Below are 24,341 nucleotides of genomic sequence, written 5' to 3' on the forward strand. Positions count from 1 at the left end.
ATAGGCTGCATCGAGTTCTTCTTTTAATTGTAAAGGAGGAGCTTTTAAATCAAGAAATGGAACTTCCATTATCTATGCTCCTTACTGCCTTTATAAATTCATCGTAATCGCGATAGTAGTCAGATTCCTCATAGTAGGTCGATGCTAAAACCATACAAACAGAACCCGATGAGAAATTATCTAGTTCTCGCCAAACCATAGAACTAATATAAAGACCGTAGTAAGAGCGATTTAGAGGAAAACGCCATTTGCCATGTCCATCATCTAAAACCACATCAAAACTACCAGACATAGCAATGATTAGCTGCTGTAATTGTTTATGAGCGTGTCCACCTCTCTCTGCTCCTCCAGGAACATCATAGAGATAATAGACTCTTTTGAGATCGAAGGGAACATGTTTATTACCTTCTATAAATGTTAAATTTCCTCGCGGATCTTGTACCTTTGGTAGATGAATAATACGACACTGTTCAATACTCATGCTTGTAGTTAATCATTTGGAAAGCTTTCTAAATTGATATGTATCAGATTAGGATGAATTGTAGCAATATTAACTATTTTGGAATATTTTTTTGATACTGATATAATACATCTACTATTTTGAACGAATTTAAGAAACATTAAATAGATTACATCATAGGTCATGAATAAAAATAGCTTTGAGTTTTAACATACTATTCAAATAGGAATAGAGCTAACTAACTTCTTCGTTATTACTGATATCTCTAATCACTCGTGCTGGATTACCTGCGACCATTTTACTAGCAGGAACATCTTTGCTAACAACAGATGCGGCAACCACAACAGATTGTTCTCCAATACTAACTCCTGGTAAAATATTTGCTCCAGCACCAATAGCTACTCCATCACTAATCTTTGGACCTCTAACACGATCTTCGTCGTAATCTAGTTTTCCTATAGCCCGATCATTTGTAGTGCTAACTAGGACGCTAATAAATACATCATTACCAATCTCACAATTACCTGTAATATGTGTAAGATCCATGATTTTAGTATTATTGCCAATATTAGTATTGTAATTAATAGTTACATTTCTACTAATAATACAAAAATTGCCGATTGTAACCTTCTCTCTAATTGAAGTGTTCTCACAAATTAAGGTATTCTTACCAATACAAACATCATAATAGATTACTGTATTTGGTCCAATTACACAGTTATCGTCAATAATTGTCTTTTCTTCATAGTCTATTTTTCTAGAAACTGCACCAGTTCCTTTAGGTCGTTTCCCTAAATAAGCACCTGGAAAAATTTCAACATTGTCACCAATTATTACTCCCGCTTCTATAACAACATGAGGATGAATAATCACATTATTGCCTAAAATAACTCCAGCATAAATAACTGAGTAGTGCCCTATAGATACATTATTTCCAATTTTATTTGTTTCAATTATTGCAGTTTTTTTTTGTAACATATTCAACCTTTAATATTCAGTCTAGAGTTTAAATAAGCTCATCTCAGTGTTAATAAAGCGAACTAACTAACCACTTAGCGATCGCTCTTTCCTTCTTGTTTCTTAATTTGCTCTAATACAATTTTGTAATCTTGCCTTTTGGGGTGCAACTTCACCAGTTTCTCCAAAGGTTCCATCGCACCTTTAGCATCCTTCAATTGCAACCGCAGCACAGACAGTTTCTCTAAAGCTAGTTGGTTTTCTGGTTCCCGTTGTAAAACCAGCTCGTAGCCCCGCGCCTGTTGCTGTAATCCTGGCTCAGGAGAAGCAGACGCAATTGCTGGCTTAGGTTGGCTAGCCTGTTGGATTGCTGGAATGACTCTAAACACCATAGAACCAAAAAAGAAAAACATCGACACTATCGTGACAATCTTTTGTCGCCGCCCAATCTGCTTTTTATGAGCAATTAGGTATTCTGCCTCCGAACTAGCCATGCCTCACATACTTGCTGTGGTAAATACTTAGATATCAGCAAGGCTCCTATTGTAAGGATGCCCATCTGCTCAACAGAAACTAACATCTTGGCTAAAAATTTTTTACACAAAATTCAAATGCTGACTCTGAAGACGAGACAACTTTATGGTAAGCCCATGCTGTACCGACAATTTTGCCATGCGATCTGCTCCTATGCTTCAAAGCAAAACCCTCTCCTGCACCTAAACAGGGCAACCCTCCAAGTCTTATTCTCTAGGCGAAATATTAAAATTATATAAAGATTTGCAATTAATTTGCCTAATGGCAGATGTTTGCGATATTCTGAATAACGTTTAAAGAAACAGAAACAGTAGATATTTCTACTCAATTATAAATTTCCTAGTCAGTCAAAAACTTTCAAACTAACCCGTGTCCTATGGGTTCTTCAATAACCATACATATTTTTTGTGATTCAAACAAATAGAATTTTCCCAGTCGTCCTCATTAGTGCAACTTCCTAAAGGACTACTTCTTCTGCTCGGCGTCCACAATAGATATCTTACAAAAGGTACTGTCGCACTCTAGTGGAGAAAGGGTAAAGGTTATGTACAGCTTAATCTCACCCCCATAAAGCACAGCTCTATCTCCCCTCTCCTTACTAAGGAGAGGGGTTGCGGGTGGGATTTTGATATATTTTCATGCACCTGGGAACCCCTATAAGAGGACAAAGAAGACGGGGAAAATTTAAAGGGAAAAGGGGAAACATAAGCATCCCTTAACCCTTCGCCTTCAACCTTTGTCTGATTTCTGCAAAAAGTTTCAGGACTGCTTAGTGGAATTAGAGTTTTGTGGTGGTAATTACCGTACAAAACCGAATTGACCAGTAACTTAGTAGAGTTTGTTGTGGTATAGTTAGAAAGTTAAGACTAGCTTTACCGAATTACACCACTCTACGACCCGGCAACAATTGCAGAATGGGAAGCAGTTTTTATCAAGTATTTACCAACAAAACCTGAATTCAATCGAGAGTTATGACTCAGCAAGTGATTCACCCGATGGTGAAATTGCAGCGCAACGTGCAATCACTCATAGAATCGAATATTATCAAGCCAAGCGATAGCATCTGGAAAATCGCTTTGCTCTATGGTAATGAATGGCAGCACTGGAAACAGGAACTGCAAGACTTTGGCTTTAGTATGCAAGACCCAGTTAGTGAATTACTAGCTGTAGAAACTTGGGATGAGGAATAGGGAATAATATTATGTCCGCCAGATTATTCATAATAAAAGAACCCCACCCCCAACCCTCCCCGCAAGCGGGGAGGGGAGACAAAGCATAGCTTTGGCGGGGTGGGGTTCTTTGGGTTTAATAAGCAATCAAGCGGACATGATATAACGCCGTGTGCGACTTTCTCTCAAACTTAACCGCCAACCCCTTTTCTACTAGCGTTACCACGGTGTACACATAAGCCTTTGGTGAGGTTATTTAAGATTAATCGCGCAGCCCCTCAGATACCTCACCCTGGTTTTGCTATGCAAAACCTGTCCCTCTCCTTATTAAGGAGAGGGATGTCCGGTAGGACAGGGTGAGGTTTTTGTTTTGGGTAATTCGATGACTTTTGTGTACACGTAGACTAGCGTTGGGGAGTAAGAATCAAAGCCTCTCTCCTTGTGGAGAGAGGAATGGAAGCGGGGTTCCAAGAATAAGTTGCACATCGCGTGGAATAGTGATATTCAATATTCCCGACTCTCTAAACTTTGCAAGCAGCTAAAGCCGCAGCTAGCTCCTTTGCAGTTTGATAACGATCGCGTGGCAATGGTTCTGTAACCCGATCAATCACATCCCTTAATTGGGAACTAATGGTGGGAACTTTTGCCACATCAAACTTGAAGTTTCGCCCTCGTTGGTGGTAATACTTAAAGGGGTTTTCCCCTGTGAGCAGAAAAATCAGCGTTGGCCCAATTGCATACAAATCAGATTGAGTCAAAGGTTGTCCTCGTTCTTGTTCAGGAGCGCAATAACCTTCTGCACCAATTCGAGTACCGGGCGCTGTGCCAATTTCCTTAACTGCACCAAAATCCAGCACCACTATGCGATTTACTGAACTTCGCACCATCAAATTGGCGGGTTTAATATCGCGGTGAATCAGTGGAGGGCTTTGGCTATGAAGATAGTCTAAGATATCGCAGGTTTGGATCATCCAAGCGATCGCTTGGTTTGGGGTCACTGGCCCAGTGGTATAGACACGTTTCTCTAAATCTTGTCCGTGGATTAGTTCCATTGCCAAGTATTTTTTTCCGTCTTCTACAAAGAAGTCATAATACTTGGGAATTCCAGGATGGTTAAGGGATTTGAGAGTGTACGCCTCCCGCTCAAATAACTCTTGAGCCTTGGCAATTTTCACCATATCAGCATTCATTTGCTTCAACACCAGCAGTTGTGGCATACCCGCAATCAGACCAGCCGCATCCCACGCGAGATAAGTAGTACCCATACCTCCTTGTCCGAGAATTCGCAATACCTGATAATGGCGAATTTTCTGTTGCACAGAGAGGGGTTGACCGCAGTGGATGCAAAACAGATTATTCGGGGAGTTACCTTCGTGCGTGCAAGTGGAGGATGAATTTGCCGGATTTTTTTCTGAGTAAAGGATCTCGGCGGCGTTTGATTCAGTCCCTTGGATTTGTGGCGATCGCAAACCAGCTTCCACTACTGTTACCTCCTGAATTTGGAATTGCAGTATTGGGCCTCCCTGTGCCAATTGCAAAAGGGAATTATCTGGTAACGGACTCTGAATTACAAGGATACCGTTGAGAAAAGTCCCATTTGTACCCTGACTAATCAGCTGCCAAGCATCGCCATTGCTAGGGGAACCGACTTGTCTCAGTTCTAGATGATGTCGGGAAACTAAACTATCAGTTAAAACAACCTGATTATCTGCCGCTCGACCAATCCGAATTATCGAGGAGTTCTCAAAGCACCACTGCTGGAGGGGCGTTTTCTGTTGCGGTTCTAACAGAGTCAGACTAACCACAATACAACCTAAAAGCTAAGAGGAACAAGGAGTGGAAATTAGGTATTAACCCAAGTTGCGGGTTATAGATGAATAGCGATCGCTTTGCGGCATTGATTGCCGCCATTTTCTTTAATGGTAATTAGAGTCAGGCTTGTGCCTATATCAAAGACCATAATTTGATGCCAAGAATGTGAGAAAAATTACGATGTTACCACTATTACATAGACTTTCCATCTTAATCAACGATTTATCGAGGAAGACAGGAGGTAGAGGGCAGTTCTTCCAAGAGGATAAACTTGTGCCCGTACTCTAGAAATGCTGCGATGCCTACGGCGGGAAACTACGCTAGGGAGCCAAAACTAAAATTCTTGACCCACTCGTGAATCTGATTAAAGACCAAAGATTGTAACTTAACAATAATTATTTAATTTATATTACGATTGTGTGTTAGTTTATTACGTTTTGTTGCAAGTTGTGTGATGTGCTATTTCCATCATCTGAATCAAGCGATCGCTTGACACAAAATATTAAACTAGAAACTAAGATGCTCAAAATAGTCTATGGATGCCGCAACAACCACTTCACCTTCTACACTCAAGTTGAAAATTGACTTGACTGATGAGCAATTTTTCCAGATGTGTCAGAAAAACCGCGATTATCAATTTGAGCGTACAGCATCAGGGGAATTATTAATTATGCCACCTACAGGTAGTGATACTGGTAGACGTAATGTTAAAATTACCACTCAATTAGATATTTGGAACTCTGAGAGTAATTTAGGCGAAGTTTTTGACTCTTCAACTGGTTTCACCCTACCCAATGGTGCAGAACGTTCTCCTAATGCTTCTTGGGTGAAGATTGAGCGGTGGAATGCTTTAACCCTAGAACAACAAGAAAAATTTGCCCCGATTTGCCCTGATTTTGTAGTAGAGTTGCGTTCTCGTGATGATTCCTTGAAAGAATTGCAAGAGAAAATGCAGGAATATATCGAAAATGGCACTCAATTAGGCTGGTTAATTGACCGCAAAAACAAGCGAGTAGAAATTTATCGTCCAGGTAAAAATGTAGAGATATTAGACAATCCTACTAGTTTATCAGGAGAAAATGTCCTACCTGGATTTGTGCTAGATTTACGGCAGATTATGTAGCTTTATCGATTCGGATAGACATGGCGCATTTCAAAGCGACTTTATTAAAACAGAATTTAGGAGTCAGGAGTCAGAGTTTATGCTGAATTCTGACTCCTGAATTCTTCTTCAATCAGCCTCTAAAATTCCAAGTTTAGCGATACAATTATGGTTGAAATTAGAACATTAAAGAAGGCAAAAGGTAGAAAATTAGATGAGGCTTTGACAACTGAGCAAACCACTAATTAAGTAAAGGCAAATATTGGCGAATTAACCCAATTGTCACTGCTGGCAATTCCAACTGCGGTGTTAACCCCACATCTTCTAACTGTTGAAAAAATCGGATCGCTTGGGGATTAATTTCGGCAAGGCGGCGACCAATTGATGGCCCTGTAAATTCCGACCTTTGTCCCCAAATAATGGCGGTGGGAGTTGTTAGTTGTTGAATATAAAGAGATAAATCAAAGCACAAATCACCGCGTACAAAAGACAGCGCTGCATACTCAGCATTAGGCTGTTGGGCAGATTGTAAATAAGCATCAACAATTTCTTGGTACACTCGATTAGACTGGGCAAATTGCCGTTGCTCTAGGAAACTGCGAATACCCCCACTCGTAGCAATTCCAGTGCTGTAAAGTAAACGATCAACAAGGGGAACGCTGACTACCTGGGCAAAAAAACTACGGGAATAGTCTTCGCCAAAATCGGAAAGTCCGGCGGGGGTAGTCAGAATTAAAGACTTGAATAAATCAGGATGATTTGCTGCGACTCGAATTGTAAATGCTGCGGTTAAAGAAGAAGCGATCGCTGTTACTGGCCCAGTACAAGTCTGCTCGAAAAACTCCCGAATCGTGGTCAAATAATCCTCAATATTATAACTCCGCGCCGGATGCTCAGACCTACCCCAACCGATCAAATCTGGCGCAATGACCCGATATTCGGCCGCAAAAGCCGGATAAACTTTCGACCACTCATAAGCAGAAGATCCGCCACCAAAGCCGTGCAGGAATACCAAAGTTTCCCGATCATCTTTGGCAGTTACATTGTCCAGCCAAGGTGCCCCAGCAGCAGTATAGTATGCCATTCTACCTAGTGAGGTATTTATGGAGCGTTGTTCAAATCCTAGTGGTTGAAACATAAGTATTTTTTGTTGACTGTAGTAATTAGTTGGCGCAAGTGACAAAAGAAACCTGGGGATGCAAAGAGAAGTCTTAGCGTCGGCTTGCGGCTCTAGCGCAGCGTTACCGAGTCCGCGAGCGTCTGATTTTGCGACACAGAGAGAGTATTTGATAATTTCTCCGTGTCACCGCGTCTTCTTTAGTCATCCCAGAATACCTACCTGTTTAGTTCAAACTCCCCACTCATTGTTATTATCGGTGAACCAATCACTTTAGGACTTCTTACTACCGCTAGATTAAGTAGATATAAAATTACTGGATTACTTGTAAAGATTTGGTGATTATTTTTTCATAATAAAAAATAATTTAACGTTGTAATTACTGTTTTATAAGGGTTTTCCGTGGTAGCGAGTATCACCAAAGCCGGAATTAAACATAAGTTTTTATGGTAGTCTATCAAAAAACTCATAAATAATTTTGAGCGTCAATAATAGTTAAAACGCTCATTTTAATCAACTATTAATTCTACTTCTATATGTAGAAACAATAGCTTTTAATGTATAACTAATCTGATTTTATCTAAGTAATGGTAAGGACGAATGTCATGGTAAAGCAGGCTACTCTTCAATCAAATAAACTACCAACGATTGAAGACGCTAAATTTGCGCTTGACAACTTTGATATACAAAATGAAATTACAGCTTCAGCTTGGCGGGGTCAGGTCGAACCAGCTATTGACGTTGCCAGAGTGACTGTACCTACTTGTATTTGTTTAGACTTAGAAGACTTAAAGTGTTTTGAAACAGTAGAACGCCAGTATGAACGCTGGGGAGTAATTTTTCACAATTCTCTAGCAATACAGCCATCAAATCCAGCATTTCCAACCTATTCAGGGCTAACAGTCTTAATGGGGGCGCCTAAAAGCGGATTTTTAGAAGCTACTTTCTTGCGTCCGGTTAACTCGGTTAGCGCCTTTGTCACTAGTTCGCAACGGCTAATACTTTCCGCCTACGATCGCGATCGGCAATTGCTCGGTCAAACTGCACTACCAAGCGCTAATCTTGCCAATTCCGACTCGGCAATTTCCCCCAATACCTTATTATCTATAACTGTGAATAACATCTACAGCCTTACCTTCTGTGCCTTTGATGGTCAATTCACCCTTGATCACTTTCGTTTTTGTCTTTAAAAAGCCTTTATGCCTGACCAACTTGCTCCCGCACTCTGATCAGAGGACATGGAGGAAAGGAACTCTTTTTCTGGTAGAATTGTGCATCTTGACCATCAATGCCGTAAGGGGTATCTTGTGGTTTGGGTCTTCACCTACAATAGGTAATTTTGTAATCAAGTAGGTAAACACTGTGGCACAGGCTTCGTCTTATTGGCAGCAATTGATCAACCAGATCCCAAAATGGAACTGGCGGCTGACAAAATTCAAGGCAAAGGGAGCCACAAAGCAGCAAACATTTAAGCGCTTCTCTGGACCTGGGGGCTTTCTTGGGTTCTTGACAATCGTCGTTGCCATGTTCTTGTGGAACTGGATACTGCTATTGGCTCTCTTAATTGGCGTTGGGATAATGGTATTGGTTTACTCAATGCAGGAGTGGGACTGGCAATTGCACTGGTCTAAGATACGTAAGTTCTTAAACAGTTCAAATCGTCGGTTAGCCTTAGCAGTGGTCAGTGGTGGTCTAGCTACTGTTAGCACTTACATGGCAGTTGCAATTTGGGTTGACTCTTATAGTCCCTGGATTGGCGCTGGTGCTATTGTGCAAGGTCTGGGAACCCTGTTAACTTTAATTTTATTGGTATGGCAAATTGTCAACTTCTATGAAAATCGAGAAGAAGACCACCTCGATCAGTTGTTGGTCAATTTAACAGAAAAAGATCCATTGAAGCGGTTGATTGCCCTACGTCAACTAACTAAATTTATCAGCCATAAGCGAGTTGATTCTTCAGTGCAGCAAGATGTTGTCGAGTGCTTGCAACTCCTACTCAGTCGAGAGGAGGAAGTTGTGATCCGAGAGGCAGCTTTTAAGAGTTTACAAGCTTGCGATCGCCTACAACTGCTACCATCCAAAACAGCAGCAACTTTCGTACCCGTATCGACAAAAGTCAAGCACCACGTTTATTAATTACGGCTCAAAAGCAGTATGAAAGAGAGTTTCAGGTCAAGTCATACTGCTATGCTCCTTGAATTTTGTCAGTCAACCAGGCAAGATATGTGTAAATAAATGTGGTTATTCAATATATAGTATGCCAAGCTATAGCAATCCGATTTGATTCCTGAATTTACTTGCATGGTATAGAACAGGGAACAGGACAGAAAGGATTTCTATATTAGTTAAACATCAAAATCCAAATTTTATATCATGTCCGCATAATTAGTTGTGATTCCCACAGTCATTGCACCCCACCCCTTAATCCCCTCCCCGCTTGCGGGGAGGGGAGACAAAGCATAGCTTTGGCGGGGTGGGGTTCTTAGGGTTTAATAAGTAATCAAGCGGACATGATATTACTTAAAAATTAAGGATAGAACGCCCCAATTGCTACAAAATTTTCCCATGTTAGATAATAATGTTATTTTTTATTGTCTGGCAAAATTTCCATAATTTTGGCGAAGCAACTTCGCATAATTATTGAAAAGCCATCAACATTAAATTACTTTTGTGTAGCCAATGATAAATAGGATAGAAAAAACTCTAGACAAACAGCGAGATATTAGATTTGATATCTTAAAAACCATCGCCCTGGTTTGTATTATTTTTGCCCATGTAGGACCTGAAAATAATATTTTATTTGACATCAGACGTTTTGATGTACCTCTGATGGTTATTGCATCAGGAACATTATATTACTATTCAGCTAACAATAAAAATATCTCTTTTTGGAATTATTTGCAAAAAAGATTGCCTCGTCTGATTGCCCCGGTATGGTTATTTTTGACTTTTTTCTTCATTTCGGCTAATCTGATATTTTTTTTGCTGGCTAAACCTTATCCATTTTCGTCTTCAGAAATAATTGAAACATTTCTCTTCTTAAAAGGGATTGGATATGTCTGGATTATTCGTGTATTTACTCTCGTTGCTATTTTTGCGAATCCTTTATTGAAGTTATACAAATTATGTAAATCGGAAAATAAATTTTTAGCTTTGCTATTTTTAATATATCTGGGATACGAAATATTATTTCTTAAAATTGGTCATTTTCACTTAGACAATCAAATTATTATACAATTAATTAATGATTACTTATTTTATCTTATTCCCTACGGATGTTTATTTGGCTTGGGCATAGTGTTACTCCAACTTAGCTTCAAAAAAATATTATTTATTTCTGGAATCTTTTTAACTATCTTCTTATTCTTAACTGGTTTCTATTACCGAACTCTAGGACATTTTGCATCTACCGCAGATTTTAAATATCCACCCACAATGTACTTTGTTTCTTATGGTATTTTTATGTCTTTGTTTGCTTTTTGTGCAGTAGATAGAATTTGTTCTAAGTATAATTTATCTAATAATAATCATGTCTTGATCAGGGTAATTATTTTTATCAGTTCATCCTCTTTATGGATATATATGTGGCATATATTCTTTGTTTATTATTGGCAAACCCTGGTAGTATATTTACCAAAATTTGCTAGTCACTTTCTGATTGCCTTTTCAGTGGTAACTGTAGGAGCGATCGCAGTCACTTATCTACAGAAGAAAATCATTTCTGGAATAATTAGGAAAACCAGGTGTGGTCAGAATCACTCGAATTTGCTTTCTATGTTGTTGTTGAAATAATTTATACTCAGAGAAACAAGACAAAATAGGTTAGCGTTAGTCACGTCGCTTCTCTAACGAGACGCTGCGCGAACGCTGCGAATTCAAAATTCAAAATTCAAAATTAATAATCCCCATAAATAAATTTAGTTGCTCTGTATCATGAGTCTTTGTCGGTCAGGGGTAGCCGACGGCTGTTTCTGACTTCTTTTTTTGTAGTAAATTTAATAATCAATACTTGCTGTGCGCCCCTACTATTACTATATTTATCATTTGCAAATGACAAATGATAAATGACAAATGACCAATGCTTATTTTCAAGACAGCCGTCCATTGCGAACTTGCACTACCCGATGATTGCATCGCCGCACCAATTGTTCATCGTGAGTGGTAACAATTACCGTAGCTCCAAAGGAATTTAACTTCTGGAGAATCTGGATCACTTGCCAGGAATTATCTGGATCGAGATTTCCAGTAGGCTCATCCGCCAACAGCAGGGGTGGTGTACCAACGATCGCACGGGCAATACTCACACGCTGTTGCTCTCCCCCAGACAGTTGATCTGGAAAGCAGTCAGCTTTATTCAGCAAACCCACTAGCTTCAACGTTGGTTGTAGGCGTCGTTGAATTTCTTTACGGGTATAGCCTTGAGCTTGCAGCACAAAAGTCACATTTTCCGCTACTGTTCGTTGGCTAATCAGTTTGTAGTCTTGAAACACAATGCCAATCCGTCGCCGCAATAATGATAAGCGATCGCCCCGTAAACCCGCTACATTACATCCATCAACAATAACTTCTCCCTGTGTAGCCAACTCCTGTCCATACAGCAGTTTCAAGAGCGTTGATTTACCAGAACCGCTTGGCCCTGTGATAAACAGAAATTCTCCCTTTTTTACCTCAAGGTTCGCATTCAACAAGGCATGAGTGCCGTTAGTATAGGTTTTGGTTACAGATTGCAACTGTACCTTTGCAGTAGTATTACTACCGTGCTGTTGAGTTTCACCATCCTTTCTATGAACTGATTTGTCTGTCTTAACTTGAGTCCTTAATACTGGCATTGTTAAATTTTCCTCATACCCACAACCAAAAAGTTTGCCAACTTAGATGTGACATTCGTCTCACAAATAAGGATTCCCAGGTTTCGCCTGGGAATTTAAAATGCAACAAAGAAAATTTCAAATTTTTTGAAACCTTTAATAAAAACCAAGTAATAACACTTAGAGGTTGTTTGAAAAGTCTAATTTATTACTAGCCCTGGCGACTAGAAGTCGCGGCTATACAGACAAAACCCACCGACCTGGGTTAAAAACCCTAATTTTTCGTTAGTCCACGGAGGAAGACGAGAGTTTGTGTAGTAGCGAATTTTATTCGCCCAATACTTTTCAAACATCCTCTTAGAACTCCCCACTCCCCACTCTTAACTAATTGCACCTCTTGCTGTCAAACGATAAACAAACGCTTTCACAGCAAACGCTGGCAAAGCCAACATTCGCCGCCAACGCCAAGGTTCTTGATAAAGCCGATACAACCATTCCAAATTATTATTTCCCAACCAGGCGGGAGCGCGAGTTTTAGTTCCCGACCAAATATCAAAACTGCCACCAACGCCAATCCAAATTGCTTGAGGACACAAATGGCGGTTTTCAGCAATCCATAACTCTTGACGTGGCACTCCCAAACCGACAAAAATCACTTGTGGCTGCAATTGGACGAGAGTTTGTCGCAATTGTGCTTCTTCTTCTGGCGAATGGTAGCCTGAGTGAGTGCCTACTATATTCAAATCTGGAATTTGCTGTTGCCAAAAATTTGCCGCAATTGACGCCACTCCAGGCGCTCCTCCATAGAAAAATACCTTTGCCCCTGTCTTCTGTTGCCCAAGTTCTTGCAAAAGTTTTTCTGCTAATTCAATCCCCGGAAAACGCTGGACTTTTTGCCATAACAGCCACCGCAAATACAGAACAACCCCCGCTCCATCTGGAATCACTAGTTCAGCATTTTTAATCACCTGAGCTAAGAATTGATTTCGCTCTGCCTGCATAGTCATTTCTGCATTCAGGGTTACTACATGAGTTCCTTTGCCTGCGTCCAGGCATTCTAACAACCAGCCTGGATAGTTAGCCATCACATGAACTGGTATTCCCAACACTGAAAATGCTTGATTGCCGTTAGACATAGCCTATTCTTGATTAACCATCACACCAGATTTTTGAATGTTAAGTTTATCAAACGCCAGTGAATGCTTACGGGTGTATCCTCTGACGGCGACGGTAAAACCGTTGTTATTCGGTCGATTTTAGCACAAATTAAGTTAAATCAAGATGAGCATTCATTGAGCAATTGTTAGCTTATTGAATGCTGTTGATTAACAAATACTATACTACTTGCGCTTAGTGTGGGAGTATGTCACGAAACTCGACTTTATAGTTAAGGTAGTGTAACGGGCTGAAGTTGGCTATGAGTAAAATTCGTATCGCTCTGATTGAAGATCATGACCTAACTCGTGTAGGTATTCGGACAGCACTACAGCAAAAAGATGAAATTGAAGTTGTAGGTGAAGCTGCTAATGCTGCTGAGGGACTAAAAATGTTAAAAATGCTACAACCAGATATTGCGATTGTAGATATTGGTTTACCAGATAAGGATGGCATTGAACTGACACGGGAGGTAAAATCTACTACTAATGGGCAGCAGCTAGTCACAAAGGTGTTAATTTTGACGCTGCGGGATAACAAAGAAGCGGTGTTGGCAGCTTTTGCTGCTGGGGCAGACTCTTACTGTATGAAGGATATCAAATTCGATAATTTGCTGGAAGCAGTGCGAGTAACTTACAATGGCAACGCCTGGATCGATCCGGCGATCGCTCGGATTGTATTACAACAAGCGCAACAAAATCCCCAAAAGTTGGAATCGGCTTTTGTCGATATCAAGACTATTGCCTCTAACCCTGATTCTGTCGAGAATCTGGAAGGAATTCAACCTTACACCCTGACAGAAAGGGAATTAGAAGTGTTACAGTTGATTGTCGAAGGTTGTAGCAATGCACTAATTGCGGAAAGACTTTACATCACTGTTGGGACTGTTAAAACTCACGTTCGCAATATTTTGAATAAACTATGTGCCGATGACCGTACCCAAGCAGCAGTCCGCGCCTTGCGTTCTGGGTTAGTTGGATAAAGTTAATTTTGGCGTGGAGCAATTATTGAGGATGAACAAGAGAAACTCACAACTTTGAGAAAGTTATATTTTCAAAGTGAATGGCTTCTCTGATTTTTTGTTATTTATCAGGTGGGATAAACATTATGCTATCTCGCCATTCAAATATGTGAAAACTGAAGTTAAATATGTCTGAGATCGGGTTGGACAAACTTAAGCTCATGGTGGTAGATGATGAGCCAGATAACTTAGATCTACTCTACCGCACTTTCAGACGAGATTTTCAAGTATATAAAGCCAATCATGCCTTTGCTGCTCTGGAAATCTTGGAGAAATTTGGCGAAATGGCGGTGATTATTTCTGACCAAAGAATGCCAGAAATGAATGGCACTGAATTTTTGAGTCGTACTGTAGAGCGCTTTCCAGACACGATTCGGATTTTGTTAACTGGTTTTACTGATGTCGAAGATTTGGTGGATGCGATTAACTCCGGTCAAGTATTCAAGTACATTACCAAACCCTGGAATCCGGATCGGCTGAGAGGGTTAGTTGAGCAAGCCAGTGATACATATCGCCTAGTTAAGAAGCGCACGCAAGAATTACGTCGGTCCCTACGGCGAGAATCTTTGTTTAATGCGGTAACAACTGCAATTCGGGAATCTTTAGACTATGACAGTATGCTGCAAAAGATTGTAGCAACTATTGGACAAACATTTGAAGCTACCAGTTGCTTGCTCAGACCAGTGGAGGACGATCGCCTCACACAAGACCAGTTTTTTTACACCGATTCGGAATCTGATGTATCAGATTTCTTCTTCGATCCCAGTCTTTTAATTGAAAAGGTGCTGGAAACCCGTCATTATCAACTTGCTGAAGATGTATATAACGGTAATCCTTCTCACCACCTGGTTGTACCACTTAGCTACCAGCAGCATCTCTTGGCTGTGCTAGCCCTCCACCAATGGGGACGCGATCGCCCCTGGAAAGACGAAGACATCCAACTGATTGTAGATGTTGCCGAACAAGCAGCCTTAGCCCTCTCTCAAGCAAAATTCTACCAGCGCCTCCAAGAAAAGCAACAGCAGATTCACAATGAGTTGGAAGTGGCTCGCCAAATTCAATACAACTTGCTACGCCAAAGTTTACCTGACATCAAAGGTGTGAAAGTGCAAGCCTGCTGTTATCCAGCGCGGGAAGTAGGGGGCGATTTTTTTGAAGTTTTTGTTCATCCCAAAGGCGACTTGTGGCTAGCAGTGGGTGACGTTTCTGGCAAGGGCGTCCCCGCGGCTTTATTTATGGCTAGTATTATTTCAGTTTTGCGTCGGGAATTATCTCAAGAAGCACCAGCCGAGCCAAATGTGGTCATGCAGAACCTCAACCATGCTCTCAGTGAAGACTTGATTAGCAACAATTATTTTATCACCCTTGTGTTAGTCTGTTATACCCCTACCACTAAGGAACTCGTCTACACTAATGCTGGTCATATCTATCCACTATTATGGTCACGCCAAGGCGCTTTAGCCGACAATCCCAATTACCTCAAAGTCCGCAGCATTCCTTTGGGGATCTTGCCTAAGTGGCAGGCACAGTCTGGTCGTTTGGTTCTCGCTGCTGGAGACACATTGTTATTAGCCAGCGATGGAATTACAGAAGCAATGGTATCAACTAATTTTTATTCAGTAGTAAAAACCGAGTCTGACGTTGAGTCAGTTAACCGTTCTATGCTGAATCAAGATGGTCTTTGGCAACTCTTACAACAAGAGGAACAACCGCTTTCTCTTAAGCATTTACTAGCTCGCATCCAGGCAGATAACCAGGTTCAAGAAGATGATCAAACTATACTTTCACTGGAGATTTTGTAAGTCATGAAAAGTGAGCTTCATGTACCAAGTGACTTGAATTTTCTTAATATTGTCGAAAACTGGTTGCTCGGATGTTTGAAAATCCAGTTAGGAGACTCTGTAGATTGGTCACGGCAATCAAGTCGTTTGAGACTAGCTTTGGTAGAAGCCTACTCAAATGCAGTCCGTCATGCTCACAAGGAGAAACCAAATTTACCGATTTTACTGCGTTTGGAACTCAAAGGTCGGGAGCTTTCCCTAGAAGTTTGGGATTATGGCGAAGGCTTTGATATGTCTAGCTACTACGCTCCAGACCCTATGGAAAAACAAGAAGGTGGTTATGGTTGGATGATTATGAATCGTCTTATGGATAAGGTCGAGTATCAGTTGCAGATTAATGGTGCCAACTGTCTCAAGTTAGAAGCTACTTTACCTGAATTAGTCAAATAGACAAAAGTTCCTATTTTTCAAATTTTATTGAACAATTCAGAACTCAGGAGTCAGAATAAAGCCATTATATTTATTTCCTACTTTTCACGCTGTAAAGAAAGTAACTCTTGGGGAGAAGCTAAAAGTTTGATTCTAGTATAGGAAATTTGCCGTTGTTGGTTGAGAATAAATAGCCACAAGACATTTACACTACACCAGGAAGTTTGGGCTTTGCCTGTTACCTGGACTTGGAGATCACCGTTTTCTAAAGTCTCGGCTATTCCGGTGTTGGGGTAAGCTTTAATGTTTTGACCTTCTTGTTTTAAGTAGGCTGCGATCGCATCTGTCCCCACAATATCAGATTCAAATGGTGGACGCATTACACCATCTACCGCAAACAAGGCAGCAGTTGCCTCAAATTCTCCGGCATTTAAGGTTTCAAAATAACGCAGTATACTTGGTTCTGTAATTCCCTCAATCTGGAATTCTCCTTTCAACTGCCCTGGCGATCTAAATTCAGCAGAGGTCATAAAATTACCTGTGTCATGCTAGCTGAATATTAATTTCAATACAAAAATAGTTAAAAAGAAAGCTGCTGTTGAGATAGATTACCATATATTGGTAAATCTTCCTCACGATGGAAGTTTTACAGCAGAATTCAGTACGACGCAGTCCTAACCCTCCTTAAAAAGGCTACCGTGTACACACAAGTCTTTCTTGACGCAATTTACGGTTTATCGAATAGCCTAAGAAAACCACCTCACCCTGGTTCTGCTACGCAAAACCTTTCCCTCTCCTTGGTAAGGAGAGGGATGTCTGTCAGGACAGGGTGAGGTTTTTGTTTTGGGTAATTCGATGACTTGTGTGTATACCGTAGCCTTAAAAAGGAGGAAATTAAGCTCACTCAAGATGGGGCAGGCAACGCATTGGGCTATAAATAAAATTTATATGTATGGAAGTAACAAATCTTAATCAAAGGGATTGACTATGTAATATAAAATTAGATCGCCTTTATTTAGGCAAAATCCCAATAAAAAAATGAATCAGTATTCCGTAACAAGCAGCAGTGTAGTGAAAGAAAAAGCCAGGGAATTGGGCTTTCACAAAGTTGGAATTGCTGCTGTAGATAGGGTAGATGCCACAGAAGCGCAGAGGTTACAAGCATGGATTGAACTGGGTTATCACGCCGATATGGAATGGATGGCTAATCCCAAGCGTCAGGATATCAGCTTAGTGATGCCACAGGCGCGATCGCTAGTGTGTGTGGCGCTAAATTACTACACACCAGATCAACGTCCCGAAGGCGAGGAATATGCGAAAATTTCCCGTTATGGTTGGGGAAGGGATTATCACAAGGTGATAGATAAAAAACTCAAACAGCTATCTACATGGCTAGAATCACTTGATCAAGGCGTAGAAGCTCGCTATTATGCAGATACTGGCCCGGTGCAAGATAAAGTCTTAGCTCAACAAGCCGGAATTGGTTGGATTGCCAAAAATGGTAATGTGATTACACCAGAATATGGCTCTTGGGTATTTTTGGGAGAAGTGTTGACCAATTTGGAATTAGAGAGCGATCGCCCGCATACAGAACACTGCGGTAGCTGTACTCGTTGTCTTCAAGCTTGTCCTACGGGTGCAATTACTCAGCCTTTTGTAGTGGATGCTAATCGCTGCATTGCTTATCATACCATTGAAAATCGAGCCGAGGAATTACCAGAGACAATCATACCCCATTTGCAAGGCTGGGTTGCTGGTTGCGATATTTGCCAAGATGTTTGTCCTTGGAATCAACGTTTTGCCAGCACAACTGATATTGCAGAGTTTCAGCCTTATCCTGGGAATATTGCTCCCCAACTGCTAGAATTAGCCCAAATCTCAGATCAGGAGTGGGATAAACGATTTCCAGCATCTGCCTTGCGGCGGATTAAGCCAGAAATGTTACGACGCAACGCCCTAGCTAATCTTGACGCATCCAGGCGAAAGAATGACCCCGAAAGTAATTATTTTTGATTTTGATGGCACAATTGCTGATACAGTAGATGCCCTTGTAAGTATTGCTAATCGTCTAGCTGTAGACTTTGGTTATAGACAAATAAGCCCAGAGCAATTAGCCGTCCTTAAAAACTTCACATCTAGGGAAATTATTAAGTACTCAGGAGTTTCTCTATTTAAGATACCTTTTCTAGTTAAAAAAGTTAAAGGGGAATTAAAAAACAAAATCCCAGAGTTAAAGCCCATTCCGGGAATTAAAGAAGCATTAATAGAACTCCAAAATCAAGGATATAAGCTGGGCATTATCACTTCTAATTCTAAAGAAAATGTGACGCAATTCCTGACAATTAATGATTTAAATCACCTATTTGATTTTATCTACTCAGGAATTACAATTTTTGGCAAAACAACCATAATCAATAATGTATTAAGGCAAAATCAACTCAAACCTCAAGAAGTTATTTATGTCGGAGATGAAACCAGAGATATAGAAGCATCAAAAAAAGCAAATATCCAAGTAATTGCAGTGACTTGGGGCTTTAACTCATCAGAAGTATTAGCCAAGCAAAATCCAGATTATTTAATTCAGCAACCTAGCGAACTATTAGAAGTGATGAATGGTTGTTAATTAATCAATCAATCAATATTCAAAAGTAGATAGTGAAAATCTTAACTATTGACGATTTACTAAAACAGTAAGGTGGGCAATGTCTAGCAATGCCGATAACTTCAATTTTAATATTTGTGAGATTGCCCACCCTACAAAATAGTAAGATATCCGGAAAACTTAATTTTTCCGTTCGCCCTTTTCCAAAGCTTGTTGTACTAGATCATCACTGACATTAGTTACACCCTCATTCGGAGAATTCCCAACTTCCTTTGCTAACTCCATAAAATCATCAGGATTACCAGTTGACTGCGTTTGAGTTTTTGTGTCTTGTGGTTTAGAGGTTTGATTTTTAGGTGCAGTCGCTGCTTCGGCTGCTGCTGCACCTTTACCTGTGCGGTCAACTTCACTCACGCTAAATTTTTGTGCAGTTGCATAATCAGCATCAAAATTGACCGTTGGCGCTTTTTCTTCACCACTAGCTATGCTATCGGCAGCTAATTGTGCATCCTGGGTGGAAGCTTCATTTAAATTGGGCTTCACTTCTTCATCAGGCATAATTAAAACCTTAGGTAAATTTTTTATTGTTGTGGTAATTATAGCAAAGTAATATGCTGCTTTCTTGCTTCTTGGGGGAGACTTTTACCTCTATTAAAAGGTAGATTAAAGCTGCAATTTTAAATTAATTTAACTCTTTCTATGGGTAGTAGAATCTGATTATCAAACTCTGGTACCACTTAGTTTGGCGTGTAAAATTTCCTTGGAAACAAATTTATGACTGCAAGTTACGATAAAACTATTTCTCAAGCCCAGAGCAATGAAACTCAAAAATTGGTGGATGCGTTTAACGCCTTAGATACTGATGCAAAATTAGCCTGGTTCTATTTGGTTTATAAAAAAATGGGTGACTCGATCACCCCAGCTGCTCCAGCTGCTGCCGAACCAGAGTTAGCACCACTTCTGCTTGGAGATTATTTTGAATTATCAGATGAGCAGCAACTAGATATTATGCGGGATATTGTTAACCGCAAAGATACAGAATATTCCCGTGCTTATGGGGCGATAAAAGAAAACAACCAGCTGTTAGTTTGGTATGCTTGGGCGGTAGCTATGGGAGATACGGTGGTTGATTTGCCAAGCACCTACCAGCCAACTAAAGAAATTAAAGATTTGCTTTCGCAAATTGAAGGATTAGAATTTGAAGAACAAATGTCGGTGTTTCGGACAATAGCTGGTGAAGTGGGTTACACCGATGTTAAGCCAATCGCAACGCAAGCAGAAACTGGGAAAACGCCGAGTTTATAATCATATCAAAACCCCATTTATCAGCCCTGGCGACTAGAAATAGCGACTACATTAACGTTCGCCTAGCGTCTGGTAGAGAAGTTTACCTACCCTGCCAGAACGCCAAGGGCGAACGCGGACTTTAAACAGCAAGGTGATTCAAGTCGGCTGGGGTGAGGTTAGAATGTACTACTTCACCATCACGGAACCAAACGATGCGCTGGGTTTGACGAGCAACTTCTGGTTCATGTGTCACCATGACAACCGTGATTCCGCTGGAATTTAGTTCGCCAAAAATATCTAAGACTTCTTGGGTTGTGTGGGAATCAAGTGCGCCTGTGGGTTCATCAGCTAGGAGTACTACGGGACGATTAACGATCGCACGAGCGATCGCTACTCGTTGTTGTTGTCCACCAGATAGTTGAGTTGGTTTGTTGTTGAGGCGATTTGCTAAACCGACTCGCGTCAGTGCAACTATTGCGCGATCGCTTCTTTCTTTTGGATTTAGGCCAGCATACACCATCGGCAGCATCACATTTTCTAATGCTGTTAGTTGGGGCAATAGGTGGAATTGTTGGAACACAAACCCCAGCTTTTTATTACGGATGTGTGCCAATGAGCGATCGTCCATTTGGGCTACATCAAGATTATCTAAGTAATAATGTCCAGAAGTAGGACGATCTAGACAACCAATAATATTCATGGCTGTGGATTTACCAGAACCTGAAGGTCCCATGATTGCACAATATTCGCCCTGTTCCACAATTAGGTTGACATCATTCAGCGCTCGGATTTCTGTTTCGCCACTACCATAAATCTTGAAAATGTTTTCTAGTCGAATGATTACTGGTTTCGGTACAGGATTTTCAACCAGGGAATCGGTAATTAAAATAGTATTTGCCATAAAGATATAAAGCCACAAACCTAATACCAGTCAGAGTTTTAAAATTTGCCTTTGATTTTTGTTTTCGGAGAGTGATACAAAAAGGATATTTTGGTAATCTTCTAAATTTTGCAGCAGACGGGTATATATTAGTGCTAGCTGTGGTAAAGCTTTTAACTGGTTTTTTTTAGTTAGTTAAATTCGCTGCAACCATAGATTCTTACTCGCCTAATTTAGGCATTTTATCAATCTTTGCTTCTATTTGAAGATAAGCTGCATCTAATTTTTTATAAATTTCTCTACTGTCTTTATAAGCTTTGACAACTTTAGTACGAAAGAAAAGTAAATCCAGAGTTAGCGCGTCTCAAACCCTATTTATAGGTGGATTCTAGCAGAGTGTTGAGTTTGGGATTTGCTGTTGCTTTTCTTGCTTTTCTTGTTCTCAAATCCTGTTGGCATTATTTTGATCTTGCGGCTAGATGGTAAGAGTTCTACCCTAACTCGGATAGTGCCACTTTCAAACCGATCTTGCAGATCAAATAAGTCCGCTTGTCAATAGGTTTTGAAATGCGCTAACCCTGATTTGGTATTAGAGATAGAGCTGCTTGCAAGAAAAGGCAACTTGCCTATTTTTTAATCAACAGCAACTATCACATCTGATGATTTAATCACGGCATGAGCCTGCTTACCTTCTACAAGTCCCAGCGTTTCCGCAGATGATTTTGTGATGATTGACACTAACTCTATTCCTGGTGCCAATTCTAAAGTTATCTCAGTATTAACTCCACCATGCACAACTTTTTTGACAGTACCTTTGAGAGAATTGCGAGCGCTAATTTCCATTTTTTGTCTCTGATTTACTTAATACTTAAATAAACTAGCATACTTTAAAGCACATTTTTGTAAAGAAAATGAACTAATTTATATTTCTTAATAAGTGTCACTGACATAAAGTAAATCTCAGTGTAATATTTCTGTTTGATTAAACATAATATTCAATGAAAATATTACATCAAATTTGAGCATTTTCAGGTATTGATCATGGGTAGGCGTTTCACATTTTAGATATCGCTAGTATTTAGTAGCACAGCCCTGGCGAAGGTCATTCGCGGCTACACAAACAAGAGCCACACCGACCTGGGTTTTGCCTCATCTAGTTACGTTTTATAACCGCCCTTTCAACGTTAAGTTGAGACTATCTGCTATTAGTCTAGATGATGAAATAAAATTGTAAAAAATGCTGCATTTTCAGTGTTTCTCAAGATTTTTTCTTTACAAATGATTCAGAATTTAAAATTATTAGAGTGATAATATATAACTAAGTTCAATTGTTGCTAGTCAACTTATTACTAGTTGGTTTATTCAAGTAATAGACTTTAGCTACTCGTATAGCATTTTCAAATAATGGTGGGTAATGCCCACCATTAAGTTTTCCAAGCAAGTTTATGCTGAGAAATAACTTAGGTTTGTGACATTTAAGGAACAATTATGAGCCAAGTAAACAGGCAAGATTTGAGTGAAGCAACAACCCAATGGCTAATAGCAAAAGGCTATAATCCTGGGAATTTAAATCAGCCAGGTGAAAATGGCGATACAGCTTTGATGAAAGCTACAAGAGAGGGAGTTTATGCAGTCGTTAAGGAACTGATTGATGCAGGTGCGGATATCAATGCTCGAAATAGCGATCGCAATAATGCTTTGTGGTTTGCTTGTTTTGGTAATCACTACGATTTAATTAATTTACTACTGGCTGTCAATATTAATATTGACAATCAAAATGATAACGGTGCAACTGTTTTAATGTATGCAGCATCAGCCGGAAAGACAGAAGTCGTTAAGTTACTTTTACCGCATCATCCTAACTTAAATTTGAAAAACTTAGACGACTATAAAGCTATGGATTTTGCAAGCAATGTAGAAGTTTTAAGAATACTTAAAAATGCCACAAAGTCAAATATCGGGCAAAGCTTATCATGAAGCTACCAAGCATTCTTACTTATCGGTACAAATTGATCCAAATTATGTAGATGCTTCAACGCAGCCATCTCCATTTAAAGTTTATCCAAAATTTTATCGGAGAGTAAAATTAAATCTCAATAATCCTGTTCATTCTTTTATCTCCTTAACCAGTGCAATAACCCTGGAGAAAGTGTATAAAGATGGCCCTTATAAACTGCGAGTGAATCCATCAGCAGGCGCTCTGTACCCCACAGAAGTTTACGTACAGGTTCGCGGTATCGAGGGAATAGTAGATGGTATATATCATCTAGAAGTTGAGAATAATTGTCTAACTCTTATCTATGAATTAATTGATGATGGGTTAGAGAGTTATATTATACCGGGGAAAAGTATCAACGGATTCATCTTTTTAATTAGTTGTGTTTATTATAGGTCTAGCTGGAAATATCAAAATAGAAGCATAAGATATTGCTTATTAGATAGCGGGCATCATTTAGGTGCGTTAGCAGCTTCAGCTTTTCTCCACAACCGAGATATACAATTAATTTTCGACTTTGATAAACTTGCGCTCAATTCAGATTTGGGATTTGAGAATAAGGAGTTTATTACTGCTTGTGCGGTGTCAGGAGAAGTACAAGACAAGAAAATCAGACACTTAAGGCTGAAAGTTCCTTTTGTCTGCGGTACTGATTATTTTGAATCTAATCAATTTATTGAAGATGCCTATAAAGCAACTACTCTACAAAAGAGCCGTCAGCAGAAATTAGAGTATCCTCAATTTGACTTTGACAAGGATAAATTTTATCAAACAGTTTGGGATAGACGTTCTATTAGACGTTTCCGGAAAGAGTCTATTTCTCAAGAAGATTATTTATATATAATGCAGCAACTTCAGCAGCCAATACCGACAGAAAATTATGAGGAAATAGAAATTTACTCAGTGGTGCATCGAGTAGAGGGAATGACACCTGGGTTATATAAAGGTACGTATCTGGTTAAGACGGGTAATTTTAGTGAAAAGACGGGTTACTTATGTATTAATCAGGCTATTGCTAAAGATAGCGCTGTAACTTTATTTTTTGTGTCAGATTATTTAAATTATCAAACTGCTATGCAAATAGCTGGTTTTCTAGCACAGAGACTTTATTTAACTAGTAATTATTTGGGAATTCAATGTAGTGGAATAGGTGCTTATTATGATGATGAAACCCAGGAATTATTAGAAACAAATAAAGATGTACTTTATGGAATGGTAATTGGAATATAAG

At 39.9% G+C, this 24,341-nt stretch carries 24 protein-coding genes; 13 read left to right on the plus strand and 11 right to left on the minus strand.

What is annotated here, in order from left to right; translation table 11 throughout:
- Positions 1–49: 49 nt before the first annotated feature.
- The 3 genes from V7K36_RS29320 to V7K36_RS29330 form a co-directional block, all read right to left on the minus strand.
- Positions 50–481, minus strand: a complete 432-nt coding sequence (locus V7K36_RS29320; protein WP_334904563.1) for a sugar 3,4-ketoisomerase — start codon at positions 479–481, stop codon at positions 50–52.
- Positions 482–694: 213 nt separating this feature from the next.
- Positions 695–1,438: an N-acetyltransferase gene (locus V7K36_RS29325; protein ID WP_335121171.1), complete on the minus strand. Its 744-nt coding sequence runs from the start codon at positions 1,436–1,438 to the stop codon at positions 695–697.
- Positions 1,439–1,512: 74 nt separating this feature from the next.
- A complete protein-coding gene (locus tag V7K36_RS29330) occupies positions 1,513–1,911 on the minus strand; it encodes a tetratricopeptide repeat protein (protein ID WP_335121172.1) in 399 nt (132 codons plus the stop codon).
- Between the two features lie 1,011 nt (positions 1,912–2,922).
- On the opposite strand from V7K36_RS29330, the gene V7K36_RS29335 reads away from it, so the two are divergent.
- Positions 2,923–3,141 (plus strand): DUF4327 family protein, encoded by a 219-nt coding sequence (locus tag V7K36_RS29335; RefSeq protein ID WP_094347581.1) that lies wholly within the window; start codon positions 2,923–2,925, stop codon positions 3,139–3,141.
- 500 nt (positions 3,142–3,641) lie between these two features.
- Here V7K36_RS29335 and V7K36_RS29340 read toward each other — a convergent pair whose 3' ends face one another.
- Positions 3,642–4,925 (minus strand): protein kinase domain-containing protein, encoded by a 1,284-nt coding sequence (locus V7K36_RS29340; RefSeq protein WP_335121173.1) that lies wholly within the window; start codon positions 4,923–4,925, stop codon positions 3,642–3,644.
- Positions 4,926–5,467: 542 nt separating this feature from the next.
- Between V7K36_RS29340 and V7K36_RS29345 the strand changes: the two genes are divergently transcribed.
- Complete coding sequence (locus tag V7K36_RS29345) at positions 5,468–6,055, plus strand: Uma2 family endonuclease (protein WP_335121174.1); 588 nt, start codon at positions 5,468–5,470, stop codon at positions 6,053–6,055.
- A 220-nt stretch (positions 6,056–6,275) separates the two neighbouring features.
- Here V7K36_RS29345 and V7K36_RS29350 read toward each other — a convergent pair whose 3' ends face one another.
- Complete coding sequence (locus V7K36_RS29350; protein WP_335121175.1) at positions 6,276–7,172, minus strand: alpha/beta fold hydrolase; 897 nt, start codon at positions 7,170–7,172, stop codon at positions 6,276–6,278.
- 584 nt (positions 7,173–7,756) lie between these two features.
- Here V7K36_RS29350 and V7K36_RS29355 point away from each other — a divergent pair.
- From V7K36_RS29355 to V7K36_RS29365, 3 genes are all read left to right on the plus strand, one after another.
- Positions 7,757–8,341: a hypothetical protein gene (locus V7K36_RS29355; protein WP_335121176.1), complete on the plus strand. Its 585-nt coding sequence runs from the start codon at positions 7,757–7,759 to the stop codon at positions 8,339–8,341.
- A gap of 172 nt (positions 8,342–8,513) precedes the next feature.
- Positions 8,514–9,287, plus strand: coding sequence for an armadillo-type fold-containing protein (locus V7K36_RS29360; protein ID WP_335121177.1), 774 nt, complete (start codon positions 8,514–8,516; stop codon positions 9,285–9,287).
- 543 nt (positions 9,288–9,830) lie between these two features.
- Positions 9,831–10,943 carry an acyltransferase gene (locus V7K36_RS29365; RefSeq protein WP_335121178.1) on the plus strand — a complete coding sequence of 371 codons (1,113 nt, stop codon included), beginning with the start codon at positions 9,831–9,833 and terminating at the stop codon, positions 10,941–10,943.
- Positions 10,944–11,239: 296 nt separating this feature from the next.
- Here V7K36_RS29365 and ftsE read toward each other — a convergent pair whose 3' ends face one another.
- Positions 11,240–11,980, minus strand: a complete 741-nt coding sequence (ftsE, locus tag V7K36_RS29370) for a cell division ATP-binding protein FtsE (RefSeq protein ID WP_335121179.1) — start codon at positions 11,978–11,980, stop codon at positions 11,240–11,242.
- A gap of 359 nt (positions 11,981–12,339) precedes the next feature.
- The gene (locus tag V7K36_RS29375; RefSeq protein WP_335121180.1) at positions 12,340–13,095 is read right to left on the minus strand and encodes a WecB/TagA/CpsF family glycosyltransferase; all 756 of its coding nucleotides are present in this window, start codon (positions 13,093–13,095) and stop codon (positions 12,340–12,342) included.
- Positions 13,096–13,376: 281 nt separating this feature from the next.
- Between V7K36_RS29375 and V7K36_RS29380 the strand changes: the two genes are divergently transcribed.
- The 3 genes from V7K36_RS29380 to V7K36_RS29390 all read left to right on the plus strand — a co-directional run bounded on the left by V7K36_RS29380 (position 13,377) and on the right by V7K36_RS29390 (position 16,366).
- Positions 13,377–14,096 (plus strand): response regulator transcription factor, encoded by a 720-nt coding sequence (locus tag V7K36_RS29380; RefSeq protein ID WP_334826802.1) that lies wholly within the window; start codon positions 13,377–13,379, stop codon positions 14,094–14,096.
- A gap of 167 nt (positions 14,097–14,263) precedes the next feature.
- Entirely contained in the window at positions 14,264–15,937 is a 1,674-nt protein-coding gene (locus V7K36_RS29385; protein ID WP_335121181.1) for a SpoIIE family protein phosphatase, read from the plus strand.
- A 3-nt stretch (positions 15,938–15,940) separates the two neighbouring features.
- Positions 15,941–16,366, plus strand: coding sequence for an ATP-binding protein (locus V7K36_RS29390; protein ID WP_334826800.1), 426 nt, complete (start codon positions 15,941–15,943; stop codon positions 16,364–16,366).
- Between the two features lie 77 nt (positions 16,367–16,443).
- Here V7K36_RS29390 and V7K36_RS29395 read toward each other — a convergent pair whose 3' ends face one another.
- Complete coding sequence (locus tag V7K36_RS29395; protein WP_335121182.1) at positions 16,444–16,875, minus strand: ketosteroid isomerase family protein; 432 nt, start codon at positions 16,873–16,875, stop codon at positions 16,444–16,446.
- Between the two features lie 508 nt (positions 16,876–17,383).
- On the opposite strand from V7K36_RS29395, the gene queG reads away from it, so the two are divergent.
- Positions 17,384–18,358, plus strand: a complete 975-nt coding sequence (gene queG, locus V7K36_RS29400; RefSeq protein WP_335121183.1) for a tRNA epoxyqueuosine(34) reductase QueG — start codon at positions 17,384–17,386, stop codon at positions 18,356–18,358.
- On the plus strand, positions 18,333–18,968 hold the full coding sequence (locus tag V7K36_RS29405; protein WP_335121184.1) for an HAD-IA family hydrolase: 636 nt from the start codon (positions 18,333–18,335) through the stop codon (positions 18,966–18,968). Before queG ends, V7K36_RS29405 begins: the two co-directional genes overlap by 26 nt.
- A 159-nt stretch (positions 18,969–19,127) precedes the next feature.
- On the opposite strand, the gene V7K36_RS29410 is transcribed toward V7K36_RS29405, so the two are convergent.
- Positions 19,128–19,505, minus strand: a complete 378-nt coding sequence (locus tag V7K36_RS29410) for a hypothetical protein (protein WP_335121185.1) — start codon at positions 19,503–19,505, stop codon at positions 19,128–19,130.
- Between the two features lie 216 nt (positions 19,506–19,721).
- Here V7K36_RS29410 and V7K36_RS29415 point away from each other — a divergent pair, with 216 nt between their 5' ends.
- Complete coding sequence (locus tag V7K36_RS29415) at positions 19,722–20,252, plus strand: orange carotenoid protein N-terminal domain-containing protein (RefSeq protein WP_334826795.1); 531 nt, start codon at positions 19,722–19,724, stop codon at positions 20,250–20,252.
- Positions 20,253–20,373: 121 nt separating this feature from the next.
- Here V7K36_RS29415 and V7K36_RS29420 read toward each other — a convergent pair whose 3' ends face one another.
- On the minus strand, positions 20,374–21,135 hold the full coding sequence (locus tag V7K36_RS29420) for an ABC transporter ATP-binding protein (protein WP_335121186.1): 762 nt from the start codon (positions 21,133–21,135) through the stop codon (positions 20,374–20,376).
- A 612-nt stretch (positions 21,136–21,747) separates the two neighbouring features.
- Positions 21,748–21,957 carry a TOBE domain-containing protein gene (locus tag V7K36_RS29425; RefSeq protein ID WP_335121187.1) on the minus strand — a complete coding sequence of 70 codons (210 nt, stop codon included), beginning with the start codon at positions 21,955–21,957 and terminating at the stop codon, positions 21,748–21,750.
- A gap of 645 nt (positions 21,958–22,602) precedes the next feature.
- Here V7K36_RS29425 and V7K36_RS29430 point away from each other — a divergent pair.
- Both V7K36_RS29430 and V7K36_RS29435 read left to right on the plus strand, forming a co-directional pair.
- Positions 22,603–23,091 (plus strand): ankyrin repeat domain-containing protein, encoded by a 489-nt coding sequence (locus V7K36_RS29430; RefSeq protein WP_335121188.1) that lies wholly within the window; start codon positions 22,603–22,605, stop codon positions 23,089–23,091.
- The gene (locus tag V7K36_RS29435) at positions 23,054–24,340 is read left to right on the plus strand and encodes a SagB/ThcOx family dehydrogenase (protein ID WP_335121189.1); all 1,287 of its coding nucleotides are present in this window, start codon (positions 23,054–23,056) and stop codon (positions 24,338–24,340) included. The genes V7K36_RS29430 and V7K36_RS29435 overlap by 38 nt, the downstream gene beginning before the upstream one ends.
- Position 24,341 lies beyond the last annotated feature (1 nt).

The organism is Nostoc sp. (genome assembly GCF_036919555.1).
GTDB lineage: Bacteria > Cyanobacteriota > Cyanobacteriia > Cyanobacteriales > Nostocaceae > Nostoc.